15 protein-coding genes are annotated in these 16,903 nt (G+C 61.4%); 9 read left to right on the top strand and 6 right to left on the bottom strand.

Going from position 1 to position 16,903, the window contains the following annotated elements:
* Positions 1 to 27 precede the first annotated feature (27 nt).
* From VJ651_RS04435 to VJ651_RS04405, 7 genes are all read left to right on the top strand, one after another.
* A complete protein-coding gene (locus VJ651_RS04435) occupies positions 28 to 684 on the top strand; it encodes a carbon monoxide dehydrogenase subunit G (RefSeq protein ID WP_324106273.1) in 657 nt (218 codons plus the stop codon).
* 32 nt (positions 685 to 716) lie between these two features.
* Positions 717 to 1,571 carry a xanthine dehydrogenase family protein subunit M gene (locus tag VJ651_RS04430; protein WP_324106272.1) on the top strand — a complete coding sequence of 285 codons (855 nt, stop codon included), beginning with the start codon at positions 717 to 719 and terminating at the stop codon, positions 1,569 to 1,571.
* Between the two features lie 22 nt (positions 1,572 to 1,593).
* Positions 1,594 to 2,085 carry a (2Fe-2S)-binding protein gene (locus VJ651_RS04425; RefSeq protein WP_324106271.1) on the top strand — a complete coding sequence of 164 codons (492 nt, stop codon included), beginning with the start codon at positions 1,594 to 1,596 and terminating at the stop codon, positions 2,083 to 2,085.
* Positions 2,086 to 2,098: 13 nt separating this feature from the next.
* Complete coding sequence (locus VJ651_RS04420) at positions 2,099 to 4,495, top strand: xanthine dehydrogenase family protein molybdopterin-binding subunit (RefSeq protein WP_324106270.1); 2,397 nt, start codon at positions 2,099 to 2,101, stop codon at positions 4,493 to 4,495.
* Positions 4,496 to 4,576: 81 nt separating this feature from the next.
* A complete protein-coding gene (locus tag VJ651_RS04415; RefSeq protein ID WP_324106269.1) occupies positions 4,577 to 4,969 on the top strand; it encodes a tautomerase family protein in 393 nt (130 codons plus the stop codon).
* Positions 4,970 to 4,994: 25 nt separating this feature from the next.
* Positions 4,995 to 5,384, top strand: a complete 390-nt coding sequence (locus VJ651_RS04410; protein WP_324106268.1) for a carboxymuconolactone decarboxylase family protein — start codon at positions 4,995 to 4,997, stop codon at positions 5,382 to 5,384.
* A 209-nt stretch (positions 5,385 to 5,593) separates the two neighbouring features.
* Entirely contained in the window at positions 5,594 to 6,721 is a 1,128-nt protein-coding gene (locus VJ651_RS04405; protein WP_324106267.1) for an ABC transporter substrate-binding protein, read from the top strand.
* A 60-nt stretch (positions 6,722 to 6,781) separates the two neighbouring features.
* Here VJ651_RS04405 and VJ651_RS04400 read toward each other — a convergent pair whose 3' ends face one another.
* The 5 genes from VJ651_RS04400 to VJ651_RS04380 all read right to left on the bottom strand — a co-directional run bounded on the left by VJ651_RS04400 (position 6,782) and on the right by VJ651_RS04380 (position 11,502).
* Positions 6,782 to 7,504, bottom strand: a complete 723-nt coding sequence (locus VJ651_RS04400) for an ABC transporter ATP-binding protein (RefSeq protein ID WP_324106266.1) — start codon at positions 7,502 to 7,504, stop codon at positions 6,782 to 6,784.
* Entirely contained in the window at positions 7,504 to 8,256 is a 753-nt protein-coding gene (locus VJ651_RS04395; protein ID WP_324106265.1) for an ABC transporter ATP-binding protein, read from the bottom strand. The genes VJ651_RS04400 and VJ651_RS04395 overlap by 1 nt, the downstream gene beginning before the upstream one ends.
* Positions 8,253 to 9,257, bottom strand: coding sequence for a branched-chain amino acid ABC transporter permease (locus VJ651_RS04390; protein ID WP_324106264.1), 1,005 nt, complete (start codon positions 9,255 to 9,257; stop codon positions 8,253 to 8,255). Before VJ651_RS04390 ends, VJ651_RS04395 begins: the two co-directional genes overlap by 4 nt.
* Positions 9,258 to 9,262: 5 nt before the next feature.
* Complete coding sequence (locus tag VJ651_RS04385) at positions 9,263 to 10,144, bottom strand: branched-chain amino acid ABC transporter permease (RefSeq protein ID WP_324106263.1); 882 nt, start codon at positions 10,142 to 10,144, stop codon at positions 9,263 to 9,265.
* A gap of 107 nt (positions 10,145 to 10,251) precedes the next feature.
* Positions 10,252 to 11,502 carry an ABC transporter substrate-binding protein gene (locus VJ651_RS04380; RefSeq protein WP_324106262.1) on the bottom strand — a complete coding sequence of 417 codons (1,251 nt, stop codon included), beginning with the start codon at positions 11,500 to 11,502 and terminating at the stop codon, positions 10,252 to 10,254.
* A gap of 555 nt (positions 11,503 to 12,057) precedes the next feature.
* On the opposite strand from VJ651_RS04380, the gene VJ651_RS04375 reads away from it, so the two are divergent.
* Together VJ651_RS04375 and VJ651_RS04370 are read left to right on the top strand one after the other, a co-directional pair.
* Positions 12,058 to 13,581 (top strand): CoA-acylating methylmalonate-semialdehyde dehydrogenase, encoded by a 1,524-nt coding sequence (locus VJ651_RS04375; RefSeq protein ID WP_324106261.1) that lies wholly within the window; start codon positions 12,058 to 12,060, stop codon positions 13,579 to 13,581.
* An 82-nt stretch (positions 13,582 to 13,663) separates the two neighbouring features.
* Positions 13,664 to 14,689 (top strand): XdhC family protein, encoded by a 1,026-nt coding sequence (locus tag VJ651_RS04370; protein WP_324106260.1) that lies wholly within the window; start codon positions 13,664 to 13,666, stop codon positions 14,687 to 14,689.
* Positions 14,690 to 14,708: 19 nt separating this feature from the next.
* Here the strand turns inward: VJ651_RS04370 and VJ651_RS04365 are convergent, their stop codons facing one another.
* Complete coding sequence (locus tag VJ651_RS04365; RefSeq protein ID WP_324106259.1) at positions 14,709 to 16,808, bottom strand: TonB-dependent receptor; 2,100 nt, start codon at positions 16,806 to 16,808, stop codon at positions 14,709 to 14,711.
* Between the last annotated feature and the right edge of the window lie 95 nt (positions 16,809 to 16,903).

Raw genomic sequence — 16,903 nt, 5'->3', positions numbered from 1 at the left:
CCAACAAGCACTGCCTTAAGGAGAAACATGGAACTCATCGGAGAACAGCTCATCGGTGCGCCTCGCGGAAAGGTATGGGAGGCGCTCAACGACCCGGCGATCCTTTCGCGCTGCATACCCGGCTGCGAAGAGATCAACAAGATCTCGGAAGCGGAAACGCACACGCGCGTCATGCTGAAAATCGGTCCGGTGCGCGCGCGTTTCTCGGGAAAGATTTTCATGACCGACATGGAGGCGCCAGCGAAATGCACCTTGAGTTTTGAAGGCGCGGGCGGCGCTGCCGGCTTCGCCAAGGGTCGCTCGGCGGTTGCACTCGCGGAAGAAGGCGCCGGCACACGCCTGACCTATTCGGTGGAAGCATCGGTCGGTGGAAAACTTGGCCAGATCGGCGGCCGCCTGATCGACTCGTCGGCGAAAAAAATGGCCGATGAATTCTTCGCCGCGTTCGACGCCGCGCTGCAAAGTCCCGCCCAGGCCGCCGCCGTGCCAGCAGCCGAGGTGACGCCCGATGCAGCACAAGTCAACATCCCCTCGACCGCATCCGCTCCGCCACGGTCGGCAAGCGCGCCTCTCCCGGTGCAGGTCCCATTCGCAGGCGGCGGTTTTCAGCATGAGCTGTACCGCTTCTTCTGGTTCGGCATCGGCGTGGTCTTCACTTTGCTGACGACCCGCTGGCTGTCCTGATCGATTCTCGCCTTTGCAACCATGGAGTCATCGTGAAAGCACCCGCATTCGATTACGTCAAACCAAGCTCGCTCGCCCAGGTGTTCTCGCTGCTGGAAACGCATGGCGACGATGCACGCATCATCGCAGGCGGGCAGTCCTTGCTCGCCACCCTGAACATGCGCTTGTCCGAGCCGCAGTTGCTGCTCGATATCAATGCCATACCGGGCTTGAGCGGCATCACGCTGCACAGCGACTGCGTCCAGATTGGTGCCCTTACCCGCCACTGCGAGATCGAAGACTCGCCGCTGATCGCGGAACACGTTCCGCTGCTTTCGATGGCCGCACCCTTCGTGGCGCATCGCGCGATCCGCAATCGCGGCACGCTGGGAGGGTCGATCGCGTTCGCCGATCCGGCCGCCGAATGGCCGACCTGCGCCGTCGCGCTCGACGCCAGCATCGTTCTCGCCAGCCGGTCCGGTGAGCGCCGCGTCAAGGCAAAGGATTTTTTCCAGGACCTCTATACGACAGCGATGGAACTTGGCGAGATCGTGACTGCGTGCGAATTTCCTCTTCAGCCGCGCTCGATGCACTTTGCGTTCGACGAGCTGGCGCGTCGCCGCGGCGACTACGCGATTGTCGGCCTTGCGGCCAGCGGGCAATTTGCTGACGGTGTGCTGCGGCAGGTCAGGCTGGTGTTCCTCGGCACCGGCAACATTCCCTTGCGTGCACGCGCGGCAGAGGCTGCTATCGAGGGCAAGCCCCTGAATGCCGACACTTTCGAGGCAGCACGCACTGCCCTGGCCACGGAATTGCATCCCGCCGCCGACCTGTATCACTCCGCAGAGGCCAAGCAGCATCTCGCCTCAGTCCTGATGCGCCGCCTGCTTCAGCGGCTTGCGGCTTAAACCTGTTGTGATGGAGACCAAGATGTCCGAACCGATGCTCATCAATCTTCGCGTCAACGGCGTGACCGTCGAGAGGCCGGTCGATCCGCGACTTCACCTGATCGATTTCCTGCGCGACGAGCTTGGCATGAAGACCGCGCGTGCCGGATGCGAACACGGCGTGTGCGGTGCGTGCACCATTCGCCTCGATGGCGAGATCGTGCGCGGTTGCCTGGTACTGGCAGTGCAGGCCGATGGCAAGGAAATCGAAACCATCGACGGTGCCAGCGATCGCGGCGATCTGAAGGATCTGCAGGCGGCATTTCACGCGCACAACGCATTGCAATGCGGCTTTTGCACCTCCGGCATGCTGCTGACTGCGTCCGCGCTGCTGCACGAAAAGCCGGACGCCGACCGCGAGCAGGTGCGCGAATACATGTCCGGCAATTACTGCCGTTGTACCGGGTATCAATCGATTGTCGATGCCATTTCCGACGTGCTGCAGCAGCGCCGTGCGAACGGCGCGGGCCGGTGAGCAGGAGAAGAACATGAACGATGTTACGCGCAAAGAACTGAACGCCGTTTCCGCCGCCGGACAAGCAAATGCATATATCGGCACTTCGGTGTCGCGGCCCAATGCACGACGTCATCTCGAGGGGCGCAGTACCTACGTCGACGACGTAGTGCTGGCCCGCATGGCGCATGTCGTTTTTCTGCGCTGCCCGCTGGCACACGCGCGCATTGGCACTATCGATGCCGATTACGCGCGCAGCATGCCGGGCGTGATTGCGATCGTGGATGGCAAGCAGATCGCAGCGATATGCAGCCCGTGGGTGGCCACGCTTGCGCATTTGCCGGGCATGAAATCGCCGCCGCAGTATCCGCTTGCGATTGAACGCGCCTGCTGGCAGGGCGAACCGGTGCTGGCCATCGTCGCCGAGACGCGTCAGCAAGCCGAAGATGCTTTGCAGATGGTGAATGTGGATTGGGAAGAACTGCCGGCGGTCACCGATATGGAAACCGCGCTGGCGCCCGATACTCCGGTCATTCATCCCGAGTTGGGCGACAACCTGTGCTTTCGCAAGACCATTGATACGGGCAATGTGGATGCCGCCTTTGCCGCTGCCGACCTGGTGGTGGAAGAGACCTACCGCTTCGGCCGTCATACCGGCGTGACCATGGAGACGCGCTCGGTGCTGGCCGACTTCGATCCGGCCGAGCGGAAACTGACTGTCTACCATTCGCATCAGGCGCCGCACATGATGCAGGATCTGTATGCGCGTCACTTCGATCTGCCGGAGACGTCCGTGCGCGTGATCTGCAAAGACGTGGGCGGTTCCTTCGGCATCAAGGTGCATTCCTATCCGGATGATTTTGCGACGGTGGCCTTATCCATCCTGCTCAAGCGTCCGGTGAAATTCGTCGCCGACCGCCTCGAGTCCTTCGTCAGCGATATCCATGCGCGCGAACATGTGGTGAAGCTGCGCCTTGCGGCCAAGTCCGACGGCGAGATCCTTGCCTTCGACATGATTGACCTGACTGGCGTCGGGCCGTATTCGGTATATCCGCGCACCAGCGCGATCGAAGGCAACCAGGTGCTGAACATCGTTGGCGGTCCTTACCAGCACAAGGAATACCGTGCGACGCTCGACGTCGTGTTCCAGAACAAGGCACCGACCAGTCAGTACCGCGGCGTGGGCCATCCGATCGCGTGCGCGGTGACGGAGGGCATTGTCGACGCCGCCGCCGTGAAGCTGGGCATCGACCCGCTGGAAATGCGTCGCAGGAACGTCATGCCGGACGACAGCTTCCCGCGTTCCGGTGCGTCGGGTATCAAGCTGGAGCGCTTGTCGCACCAGCAATGCCTGGACAAGCTGGAAAAGCTGATGGATTACCCTGCGCTACGGCGCGAGCAGTCAAGGCTGCGCGAGCAAGGAATTTATCGCGGCATCGGGATTGCGGTGCTGATCGAGCTGACCAATCCCGGCGCGGCATTCTATGGTGTCGGCGGAGCGCGCATCGCCGCGCAGGATGGCGCGACGATCCGCTTCGAGCCCACCGGCACGGTGACCTGCCTCGTCGGCGTGGGCGAGCAAGGCCAGGGCACCGAAACGATCTTTGCGCAAATCGCCGCCGATGCCGTCGGCGTGCCGATGGAGTGCGTCAAGGTCGTCACCGGCGACACCGAGGTGACGCCGTATGGCGGCGGCACCTGGGCATCGCGCGGCGCCGGCATCGGCGGCGAGGCGGTCTTGCAGGCCGGCCTGGCATTGCGCGAGAACTTGCGGAAGCTTGCAGGCATCGTACTCAAGCGCGACGTCGCGGAATTGGACATCGCGCGCGGCCATGTGGTGGATCGCGCGAGCGGCGAGCGTCTTGTCGAGCTTGCCGAACTCGGCCGCATCATTCATTTCCGTCCCGACACCCTTCCGCCCGGCCCCTTGCCTGAACTGGTCGTCACGCGCACCTATGCCCAACGCGACTATCCGTTCGCCTTCACCAATGGCGTACAGGCTTCCTATGTCGAAGTGGATGTCGAAACCGGCTTCGTGAAGCTGCTGAAGCATTGGGCGGTGGAAGACTGCGGACGGATCCTGAACCCGATGCTGGTCGACGAGCAAATGCGCGGCGCGATCGTGCAAGGCATCGGCGGCGCACTGTTCGAGGAATGCCTGTACGACAGCAACGGCTTGCTCACCAACGGCAGCATGGCCGACTACCTGGTGCCGATGGCGTCGGAAATGCCGGACATCGTGCTGGCGCATGTGGAGACGCCTACCGCGACTTCGCAGCTCGGTGCAAAAGGCGCCGGTGAAGCAGGAACCGCAGGCGCGCCGGCGGCCGTCATGAACGCGATCAATGATGCGCTGTCACCATTCAAGGTGTCGGTCACATCGCAGCCGATCACGCCGGAAAAGATCCTGCGCGCGCTCGGCACGATCTAAGCCAATCAAGGCCGCTGCCGCCCCTGTGTGGCAGCGGCCTTCACCGTTTACTTCATCCACGTACTCATTTCCGGAGACAACATGCCTTTAGTCAGAGTCAACCTGCGCGAAGGGAAAAACGAAGATTTCCGCCGTCGCCTCGGCGATGCCATTCACCAGGCCATGGTCGACACCATCAACGTGCCGCCTGCCGACAAGTTCCAGATCATCACCGAGCATCGTCCCGGCAATCTTGTATTTCCCGATTCCTACTTGGACGTACCGCATGAAGAAGAGGTGATCTTCGTGCAGATCTTCCTCAATGCCGGCCGAACCATTGAGCTGAAACAGGCCCTGTACCGCGCGCTCGCCGCAGGCGTGGAAGCAATCGGTTTCAATCCGAAGGACCTGATCATCAATCTTGTCGAGGTGCGCAAGGAGGACTGGTCCTTCGGCAATGGCCTCGCGCAGTATGTCCCGCCACTCCAGGCCTGAGCACTGTTCATTGAGAGGAAAAATCATGTCGGATGCAAAGCAGATCGGTCAGTCGATTCGCCGCGAGGTGCTGGGCGCGGCCTTCGTTGACCGCAACGTGGCGACTGCATCGCCCTTCTACCAGCATTTTGTCGATTTCACGTCGACGCAATGCTGGGGCTATGTGTGGTCTCGGGAAGGATTGGATCGCAAGACGCGCAGCATGTTGAACCTTGCCATGCTGGCGGCCATGGCGCGCTGGAATGAGCTGGCATTGCATGTGCGCGGCGCACTGAACAATGGCGTGACCGAGCAGGAGATCGCCGAAGTCCTGCTGCAGGCGGGCGTGTACGCAGGCGTGCCGATCGCGTCCGAAGGCTTCAAGATCGCCGATCGCATCATTGCGGAATACATCGCGGAACAGCAACAGCCGTGACGCCAATACGGTGCATTGGCAACGACTTCAGCCTGCCCAATTCCGCTATGCGGTCCTGACTCTCGGTCATGCAAATGTCGCGCCCATGACAGTTGTTCCGACTTACGACAACGAGCACGGCCGACCATACCGTTTCCCACATAAATCAGCTAACATCAAGCGCAAAGGCGGAGACACGCCTGTACAACCACACACCACAAGGGGGACATATGAACTCGAAGAAAATCGTTGCGGCCATGGCCGCAAGCCTGGCGCTTGGTTTGGCCAATGCCGAAGAAGTGAAGATCGGATGCGTATCGGGGATAACGGGCCCCCTTGCGCTCACCACGGCCGATGTGCTCAAGGTAACCACCACCTATCTTGACCAGGTCAATGCCAAGGGCGGAATCAACGGCAATCAGTTGAAGCTTGTCCTGCGCGACGACGGTTACGATCCCAAGAAAACAGTCGGCATGGTCGAGGACATCGTCGCCAAGGACCATGTCGTCGTGCTAGTCAACGGTGCCGGCACCGCCAATACGGCAACCCTCGTGAAGACCGGCACCCTGAACAAGTACAAGCTGCCGCTGCTCGGTGTGTACAGCGGTTCCGAGGCGATCAGAGGACCGGGATCGGATCAGATATTCCACACCCGCGCGTCGTATAACGACGAAATCATGAAGATCGCACGGCATGTATCCACCATTGGCCTGAAGCGTGTGGCGGTGTTCTACCAGGATGACGGTTTCGGCGCGGATGTGCTGGCCAGCCTGACCAAGGCTTCGCAGCAATACAATTTCGACATCGTTCTCAAATCGTCCTACAAGCCGGGAGAGCGCGACTTCGCCGCCAACGCGAAACAGCTCATCGCTTCCAAGCCCCAGGCGATTCTGCTGATGGGCGTGCCGGAAGCGGTATACCGGTTCATGAAGGTGTATGACGCACCGACCGGCTTTGCACAGCTCTATGCCTTGTCCTTCGTATCGCCGAAGGGATTGGCGGAATTCGCGGGCGAAGAAAAAGTTCGCGGCATCGGTATCAGCCAGGTTGTGCCCAATCCGAATTCATCCGAGTTTGCCTTGAGCAGGGAATTCAAGAATTTCATGCAGACGCCAAGTCTCAAGGGAATCACACCCAGCCCGTTCCTCTTCGAGGCGTATCTGAACATCCGGCTCGCCGTCGAAGCCATCAAGTTGTCAGGCCCGCACCCGACCCCGGAAAAAGTGACGCAGAGCCTGAGCTCCATGCATGACTATAAACTGGCCGGTTATCCGATCGACTTCACAAGCACCAATCGCCGCGGCTCTTCCTATCTCGACATCGCCGTTGTCGGGGTCAACGCGCGCTTGTCGTATTGAACCGGGCAGGATGGGCGATCGTGCCTGCCCATCCTGTGTCGCAGCCGGTGTGACGGGTCGTCACACCGAACAATAGCGCTCCTGCATCTGCTCGTCCGCCAGCAGCGCCTTGGCGGTGGACTCGTAGACGATTTCTCCCTGGTCCATGATGTAGGCGCGATCGGAGATGCGCAGTGCGTGTTCCACGCTTTGCTCGACGAGCAGAATGGTGACGCCGCGTTTCTTCAGGTCCTCGAAGTACTCGAACATTTCATCGACCAGCTTGGGCATGATGCCTTCGCTCGGCTCGTCGAGCATGATCATCTTCGGCCGCGCTGCCATCGCGCGGGCAATCGCCAGCATCTGCTGTTCGCCGCCCGACATCGTGACCGCTTCCTGCGACAGGCGTTCCTTGAGTCGCGGGAAGGTCTCCGCGATTTCCTCGACCACCTCGCGTGTGCGGCGGCGATCTTCGGGCGAGGCCATGACGCCAAGCTCGATATTTTCCATCACCGTCAATCCCGGAACGATGCGCCGCTCTTCGAAAACATAGGCGAGTCCGCGATGGAAGCGCTGATGTGCCGGCTCCTGCAGGATATCGTTTCCATCAAAACGGACAGAACCGGAAGTGCGGGACAACAAGCCCATGATGCTCTTCATGGACGTCGTCTTGCCTGCGCCGTTGCGTCCGATCAGGGACACCACCTCACCCGGCATTACGTGAAAGCTCACGCCTTGCAGGATGTGGCTGCGCCCATACCATGCGTTGAGTTTGTCCACCGACAAAATTGCCTGCTCTGCCATCAGTGATTCCCCTTGCCCAGATAGACGCGCTTCACTTCTTCATTGGCCCGGATCTCGTCCGGCGAACCTTGCGCCAGCAGTTCGCCGTGATGCAGGACGATGATGTTGTCGCTCACGCCCATGACGAGCTTCATCTTGTGTTCGACCAATCCGACAGTGCGATGCTCCAGCAGCTTGAGAATCAGGTCCATGATGACCCGCGTCTCCTCCGGGCTCATGCCGGCGGTCGGTTCATCGAGCAGCAACAGCTTCGGATCGCAGGCGAGTGCGACCGCGATTTCCAGGCTGCGCTGTTCGCCGTGCGCCAGGTTTTCCGCTCTCTCGCGTCGCTTGTCCTGCAGGCCGACCAGCTCCAGCAAGCGCTCCGCCTGCTCCACCCATTCGGTGCGACGACTGCGCGGTGTCCAGAGATCGTAAGCGCTGTGCATCGATTGCACGGCGACCCGGACATTCTCCAGCACGGTCAATGCCGGAAACAGATTGGTGATCTGGAACGACTTCGAGATGCCGGCCTTCGCGAATTCATGCGGCTTGAGGCCGACGACACTGTTGCCGTCGAACAGGATGTCGCCCGAGGTCGGAGCGAAGCTGCCCGACACCATGTTGAAGAACGTGGACTTTCCCGCGCCGTTCGGCCCGATGATGGCCGTCAGTTTGCCCTTCGGAAAATCGACGCTGACATCCTTGTTGGCGGTAAATCCGCCGAACTTTTTCGTGATGTTGCGGGTGCTGAGGATGGCGGAAGCATTCATTTCTTGTACCAATCCAGAACAGTGCCCCAGATGCCTTTCGGGAAAAAGAGCACGAGGACGATGAAGATGACGCCGACGATCAACTGCCAGCGCTCGGTGAATCCCGTGACGATGTGCTCGATGCCGAGAAACATGCCGGCGCCGATGAAGGGGCCGAAGAAGGTTCCCATGCCGCCCAGCAGCGTCATCATCATGACCTGCCCCGAGGTGTGGTAGGACAGGCTGTCGATCGACACCGTCGAAAGGTTGATGGCGTTCAGTGCCCCGGCCAGACCGCAGATCATGCCGGAGATGACGAGCGACAGCAGTCGCGTGCGTTCGACATTGACGCCGCAGGCTCGTGCGCGATGCTCGTTTTCACGCAAGGCTTCGAGGATCGCGCCGAACGGCGATTGCAGAATGCGTGCGAGCAGCCACACCGCCAGCGCCACGAAGACCAGCGTGAAGTAGTACTTGGTCAAGGGATTGAGCAAATCGAGCTTCACGAAGCCGAGGTTGACGGCGCCCACGTTGACGCCGCGCAGACCGTTGTCGCCACCTGTCAGCGAAGTGGCATGGAAGAACAAGAAGTAGACGCATTGCGCAAGTGCCAGTGTAACCATCGCAAAATAAATGCCGCGCGTGCGCATCGCCAGCAGGCCGATGACCAGCGCGATGACACCCGCCAGCAGCACGCCGGAAATCAGGGCGACGTGCCAGCCCATGCCGAACTGCGAGATCAGGATGCCGCAGCCGTAAGCACCGCTGCCGAAGAAGGCGGCATGCCCGAACGACAACTTGCCGGTGTAACCGAAGGTCAGGTTGTAGCCCGCCGCGAACAGGCCGAACAGGAGAATATTGATGGCCAGTGAATAAAACGGAAATACCAGCGGGAACAGCGCGAGCACCGTAATTGCGCTTGCGGCGGGATACTGTGCCAGCAGGCTTCCGATTGCCGGGGCCCGGCACGCCGGTGCGATGAGGTCCGGTTTGGCGAGAATGGGTGAAGAGATTTTTTCCATGGCAATCAGCTCATCAAACCTTTGCGGCCGAACAAGCCGTTCGGCTTGAAGATCAGCGTTATCGCCATCAAGGCGAACATTGAAAAGTCGGCCAGCTCAGGCGCGAACAAGGTGGTGAAGCTCATGACGACGCCCACCAGCAGGCCGGCTGCAATCGCACCGCCAAGCGAACCCATGCCGCCGACCACGGTGATCACGAAGGCTTCGATCAGAACGGGAACACCCATCTCCGGCGACACGCCGCGCATTGGTGCCGCGAGCAGGCCCGCCAGCCCGGCGATGGCCGTGCCCACGCCGAAAATGGCCAGCCAGACCTTCGACACATCAATGCCCAGCACGCGCAGCACCATCGGGTCGCGCGCGCCGGCACGCACGATCAGCCCGAAACGCGTTTTTTCAATCACCAGCCACAAGAGCAACAGCACCACCGCCGTCACCGCGATCAGGAACAGGCGATAGATCGGGAACATGCCGATGCCGATATCGACCGCACCCTGGAGGAGTTCAGGCGTGTCGAACTGCTCGCCCTGCACACCGAAAACCATGCGGACCACATCCATCATGACGTAGGCCAGGCCGAAGGTCAGCAGCAGCGGATAGTCGATTCCCCTGCCGTACAAGGGGCGCACCAGGAAACGTTCGACCACAAGGCCGATCGCGCCTGTGGCAAGCGGGACCGCGACCATGCAGAACCAGAAATTGCCCGTCTTGGCGAAAATGAACACGCCGACATACGCGCCGACCATGAAGAACGCGCCATGCGCGAAATTGACGATCGTGAGCAGGCCGAAAACCAGTGACAGGCCGACACCGACGAGGACATATATCGAACCGAGCGCAAGGCCTGTGACAAGCTGCTGCGCGATGAGACTGAAAGAGAGATCCATGATCAACCTGACTGTTGTACTGAATAACGCGATGCGCAATGCGTAGCGTGCGCGCTGCGTGGAGGCGGGCGCCCTTCAACCTGCGCCCTCCTCCTTTCGTTGTCAAATCAGGCCTGATGCCCGAGCTCGTTGCAGGAACGCAGTTTGCTCTCGTCAAAGGTTTCCGTTGCCAGGATCCTGAAGATGTCCTGATCATTGGCCGCGGCGGAGCGGTCTTTCGATTCGATGATCAGCACCGACTGCACGGCCTGGTGATCGCACTGGCGGAAGAACACGTTCCCCTTGTACAGGTCGCCCTTGACGGCGCGCAGCGCATCCACCACCTTTTCGGTATCGGTGGTGCCCGCGAACTTGGCGGCGGCAAGCACATTGCGCACGCCGGCGTAGCCGAGACCGGCGTAGTCGGTCGGGTACACGCCCTTGTGCAAGGCCTTGAACGCATCATTGAATTTCTTCGACGATGCGAGCGAGCCTTCAAGCCCCCAGTAGTAGCCGGTGCCGCCAATGACACCTTCGTAGGTCTTGTGTCCGTCGACGCTGCGGCCGTTGTGCATCAGCAGGGGCGCAATGATCTTCATCTGCTTCTTGATGCCGAAGTCGTTCGCCTGCTTGAAAGCGATCTGCTGATCGCGGCCGAAATTGCAGACGATCAGCACATCCGGCTTGAGCGCAAGGATCCTGGGGAAATAGCTGGAAAAGTCGGTGGTGCCGAGCGGATGGCGGATATCGGCCAGGACTTCCATGCCGAGCGCCTTGCCTGCGGTCTGGAAGCCGCGCACCATTTCATGGCCGTAGGCATAGTCAGCCGTCAGGAAGACCACGCGCTTGCCCATTTTCGGAATTGCATAGCGCGCCACGGCGCCCGCTGTCATGTGCGGGTTGAGGCATTCATGGAAAGTGGAGCGACTCCAGTCTTTCGCCTCGTTGATGGTGTCGGACTGGCTGATCGAGTTGTAGATCACCTTGCGCTGCTTGGTCACGTTGTTGACCGACAGTTGCACGGCCGAGGACACCGAGCCGACGATGAAGTGCGCCTTGTCCTTGTCGATCAGTTCGATGGTGCGGGTGGCGGCCTCCTGCGGATTGAGCTTGTCGTCGCGCACCAGCAACTCGGCTTTGCGGCCATTGAGTCCGCCCGCATCGTTGAATTCCTTGATCGCCAGTTCCGCGCCGCGCACCACGGCTTGCGCTTCGGCTGCGAACGCGCCGGTCAGCGGAACGGGAAAGCCGACGCGCACCGTGTCCGATTGCGCGCGCACCAGCGACGGCAATGCCGCGCCGCCGGCTGCCAGCGTACCGCCGGCGACCATGGTGCGCAGGACCTTGCGGCGCATCTTGCTATGTTTCGAGTTATCCATGTTGACTCCTCCAGGTTGGAAATACAGCTCTTATGTTTGCTTTCCGAGGCAGGCACTGCGCCGGGAGGCGCGCATCCGCTCCACTTCTTCAGACTTCTGCAACGATCCTGCGTAAGGCAGTCCCTGCACACTACAACGGCGCAGGCAAAAGCCCGGTCTCCTCTGATTGAATAATAATATTTATTTACCCTTTGGTAAATAGTTTGCCGTTCGCCGAATCATAATATATTATTTACCCGTTGGTAAATATAGTGGCTGAGGAATCCGATGTCAATCACGATTCCGGCTGCTGGCGCGTTACCGGCACGTTCCGCCGACGGTGCAAGCCACTGCTGCAACGAAAGGCCGGAATTCGGTGCGCCACGCCCGGTTCACGAGACCTGGCACGGCGCACCCCTGACAGCGCACAGATGCGAATGCTGCACTGCATGGTGCCGATCCGGAGGCTTCATCGCCCCGGCGGCGTAGCAAGAATGCGGGTTCGCAGCGCTTGCATACGCATGCAGGCGAATTTGAATGTTCCACCACCCTATCGTTATCAGGAGCCCAGAAAACATGAATGCCCCAACAGAAGCCGCACATCTGCAGGAAGATATCCAGCATTACATCGGCGGCGCTGTCAGTCCGTCGGCCACCGGCCGTTTCGCCGACGTCTTCAATCCGTCGACCGGCCGGGTGACGAAACGCGTCGCGCTCGGTGATGCCGCCGAAGTGGACAAGGCGGTCGCGGCGGCCCGCAAGGCGTTCAAGTCCTGGTCGGAGGTATCGCCGTTGCGCCGCGCACGGGTGATGTTCAAGTACAAGGCCCTGCTGGAACAGCATCAGGACGACCTGGCGGCGATGATCACCGCCGAACACGGCAAGGTGTTCACCGACGCTCAGGGTGAGGTGCAGCGCGGCATCGAAGTTGTCGAATTCGCATGCGGCATTCCGCAGTTGCTCAAGGGCGATTACACCGCCCAGGTCGCGACCGGTATCGACGCTTTTGCGATGCGCCAGCCGCTGGGCGTCTGTGCCGGCATCACGCCATTCAATTTCCCGGTGATGGTGCCGATGTGGATGTTTCCCGTTGCCATTGCCTGCGGCAATACCTTCATTCTCAAGCCCTCCGAGCGCGATCCTTCGCCCAGTCTCTTGATGGCGGAACTGCTCAAGCAGGCTGGACTGCCGGACGGCGTGTTCAATGTGGTACAGGGCGACAAGACTGTCGTGGACGCCATCCTGCATCATCCCGACATCGCCGCCGTCAGCTTCGTCGGTTCGACGCCGATCGCCGAGTACATTTACGCAACCGGCGCGGCCAGGGGCAAGCGGGTGCAGGCGCTGGGCGGCGCGAAGAACCATGCCATCGTGATGCCGGATGCCGACCTCGACCAGGCGGTCGATGCGCTCATGGGCGCCGCCTACGGCTCGGCCGGCGAACGCTGCATGGCGATCTCGGTGGCGGTCGCGGTCGGCAATACCGGCGATGCGCTCATTGAAAAACTGATTCCCCGCGTGCGTAATCTGAAGATTCTGGACGGTATGGATCTCTCCGCCGAAATGGGGCCGGTCGTCACCGGCCAGCATCGCCAAAAGATCATGGATTACATCCAGTCGGGCGTGGAAGAAGGCGCGGAACTAAAGATTGACGGCCGCGGCTTCAGGCTGGCGGGCCATGAAAACGGCTTCTACCTCGGCGGCACGCTGTTCGATCATGTGCGGCCTGAAATGAAGATTTATCGCGAAGAGATTTTCGGGCCGGTGCTGGCGGTGGTTCGTGTTCCCGACTTCGCTTCCGCAGTGGAATTGATCAACGCGCATGAATTCGGCAACGGCACCTGCGTGTTCACGCGCGACGGCGGTACGGCACGCGAGTTCTGCAAGCAGATCAAGGTCGGCATGGTCGGCGTGAACGTGCCGATTCCGGTGCCGATGGCATTCCACAGCTTCGGCGGCTGGAAGCGCAGCCTGTTCGGCGACATCCATGCTTATGGCGAAGAAGGCGTGCGTTTCTACTCGCACTACAAGTCGGTCATGCAGCGCTGGCCGGCCTCGATCGCGAAAGGCGCCGAATTCGCGATACCGACCTCGAAGTAAGGCGCTTCTGCGCAAACCTGCCGCCGCGATCGGGAATGGCGGCAGGTATCATTTGACGGACGCATGAACAGGACAATCCGCTATGGACAGCATCGATCTTGAAGTGTTGAAAGCCTGTACCGACTGGCTCGCGGCCGGCCTGCGCTGCCAGCTTGTCACCGTCGTCAAGACCTGGGGCTCCAGTCCCCGCCCCGAGGGAGCAATGATGGTGATGGCCGCCGATGGCCGGGTGGTCGGTTCGGTGTCGGGCGGCTGCATCGAGGACGATCTGATCGAGCGCGTGCGCATGCACGGCATCCCCGCCGATCTTCCGCAGATCGTTACCTATGGCATTTCGGCGGACGAAGCGCACCGCTTCGGCCTGCCCTGCGGCGGCACAATCCGGCTCGCTCTGGAGCCCTTGTCGGATGCCAGCCGCATCCCGGAGCTGCTGCAGCGCGTGGCGCAGCAGCAGCTGGTGGCTCGTCATCTGGATTTGTTGCGTGGCCAGGTGCAATTGCTGTCCGCCCACCCGGGGCAGTGCCTGCAGCTCGGCGAAACAGAACTGGTGACCGTCCACGGTCCGCGCTGGCGTCTGCTTGTGATCGGCGCCGGCCAGCTTTCGCGCTTTCTGGCGCAGATCGCGACCGGGATGGATTACCAGGTCGTGGTGTGCGACCCGCGCGAAGAATACCGCACTGCATGGAATCTGCCCGAGGTGCCGGTGGTCCATGCGATGCCGGACGATCTGGTGATGGAGATGCGGCTCGATTCCCGCAGTGCCGTCGTCGCGCTCACCCATGACCCGAAGCTGGACGATCTGGCGCTGATGGAAGCGCTGCGTTCCGATGCATTTTATGTCGGCGCGATCGGCTCGCGCGCGAATAGCGAAAAACGGCGCGAGCGCCTCAGGCAGTTTGACCTCACCGATGCCCAGATCGGCAAGCTGCACGGTCCGATCGGACTGCATCTCGGCAGCAAGACGCCACCCGAAATCGCGATCTCGACTCTCGCCGAGATGACCGCGATCAGAAACGGCGTTCAGTTCGTGCCGGAACAACAGGCCGGCCATGGCAAGACTGTTGCACTACAGCCGGCAACTGCCGGTTGCGGCTTGCCGACGCCGTAGAACTGGCCGGCAGCGTGTCTCACAAGGAAATGCGCATGCCGACAAGGACAGTACGCCCTGCCGCCGGTTCATAGAAGCGGCGATTCGATTCATTCACGATAACCGACCCGATGTAATTGCGGTCCAGCAGATTGTCGAACCGCACGAAGGCCGAGGCGCGGTGCGACCCCACCTGGAACGCGCGCTCGGCATTGAGGCCGAGCGTGAAGTACCCGGGCGCTGCTTCGGTGTTCAGATCGTCGGCCTGGATGCGGCTCTCCGCATGCAATTCCGCGCCGAAGCGCGAGGTCTCGCTTGGCTTCCAAGCGGCTTCGAGCTGGATTGTGTGACGCGCGGTACCGGGCAAGCGGTTCCCCGCATTGACCGTCCTGCCATCAGCACTTTGAAAACCGTCCGTGAATCGCGCCTGCAGCCAGGTATAGGCGAGCGTCCAATTGATCTGCCGCCAACGCAGCTTGCCGCCCAGCTCCAGACCGTAGCGCTCGACGCCGTCGACATTGCGGAAGATGGTTCGCCCACCCTGGTTGACCAAGGGCACGATCTCCCCATCGGTGGTGCTGCGGAACAGCGTGGCCTGCAGCGATGTCCCATCGCGCATCCACTTCAGGCCGGTTTCGGCATGAAGGCTGCGCGCCGGTTGCAGCGCGAAATTGAAGCCGCTACCGCCCTGCCGATAGGCCAGCTCGCTCAGCGTCGGGGTTTCGAATCCATAACCGAGGTTGGCGAAGGTATTGAGTGATTCCGTCGCATGCCAGAGCACGCCGATCACCGGACTGAAGCGGCTGTAGGAAATGCTGCCGCTGTCGTCCGGGCTGACGGATGTGATGTAGCGGTCATCGACACGCATGTCGACGCGGCTGTAGCGCGCACCCGCCGACAGCAGCACTTCCGGATGCACGTAGGCATCCGCCTGCGCGTACAGTCCGTACGCGGTGGCGTCATTGTCTTCATCGCGGCGCACATCGCCCGCACTACCGTTGGCATTGACGAAGCCAAGACGCTTGTCGCGCGTGGCCTCGATTTCGCTGCCGACGCTCCAGCGCACAGGCACCTTGTCGCTGGTACGGAAATCGTGATGCCATGCGGCCGATGCGCCGTAATACTGGCGCTCCAGATCGACCACGCCGCCGGAACTGGTGAGAGCGGCGCCGCTGAACGCAAGGAACTGGCGCAGCTTGCGCTGCCCGGCGTAGCTGCTGAACGAGAGCCGGTCGATTGCGCCGAGGCGATGCTCGCCAGCCATGCCCAGCTGGTACTGATCCACCGTCTTGCAAGTGTTGAATTGCTCGGCCACGGAAGTCACGCCGCGCGGATTGCGCTGGTACTCTGCCTGCGTCAATCCGAGCGGATCCTCCGCGAGCGGTTGCGAAAAACCGTTGATGCCGAATCGCAGCGAGGTTTTTGCATCCGCTTTCCAGTCCATGCGCAGATCAAGATAGCGACGCCGCGCGGCCGAATGCTCGCGCGCGCCGTCGCTGTCGAAGCCGGATACATCCGCGCGCAGGTCGAGTCCGGGGCCGAGCGGCGCGCCACCGCTCAGCATCGCCTGCCGAAAGCCGCGGCTGCCCGCCGCAAGCCGCATATCGGCCTCCGCCGCATCCGGCGCCGGGCGGGTTTCCACCAGCATCACGCCGCCGCCGACATTGCCATACATCTGCGCCCATGGCCCGCGCAGCACCTCGACGCGCTGCGCGGCGATCATGCTGACGGTCGATGCCTGCCCCTGCCCGTCCGGCGTCGATGCCGGAATGCCGTCGACCAGCAAGCGGCTGCCGCGCAAGCCGAAGGTCGCCCTGCTGCCGAAGCCGCGGATCGAGAGTTGAACGTCCTGCGCAAGGTTTTGCCGGTCGCGCACCGCAATGCCGGGCACGGCCGTCAAGGCTTCCGTCATGCTCACTGCCGGCGCGGCGCCCTCGCGCCAGTCGAGCTCAAGTCCGTCGGCGGCGGGCGTGTCGAACAGCCGTTGCTGAACGCGATTGCCGGTGACGCTCACCGGCGCGAGCGAGCGTTCCTGGGCGGACGCGGCAATGCAGGTGCCGGCAATCACGACTCCTGCCAGTGCGGAAGACGCGGGTTTGAAGTGGTCGAGCATGAATGACGCAATCCTTTTCTTGTTCATCGACGTCAAGCGCCTCTTCGCGATGACGTATTTGCCTGGGGAAAGGTAACAGCAGGCCGGCAAGCCGTGCTTGCAGATTCATGCAGGGAATTGAA

This window comes from Noviherbaspirillum sp., from assembly GCF_035254865.1.
Lineage (GTDB): Bacteria > Pseudomonadota > Gammaproteobacteria > Burkholderiales > Burkholderiaceae_D > Noviherbaspirillum.
The sequence above is the reverse complement of the archived record's forward strand: the minus strand, read 5'-3'. Positions and strand labels throughout refer to the sequence as shown.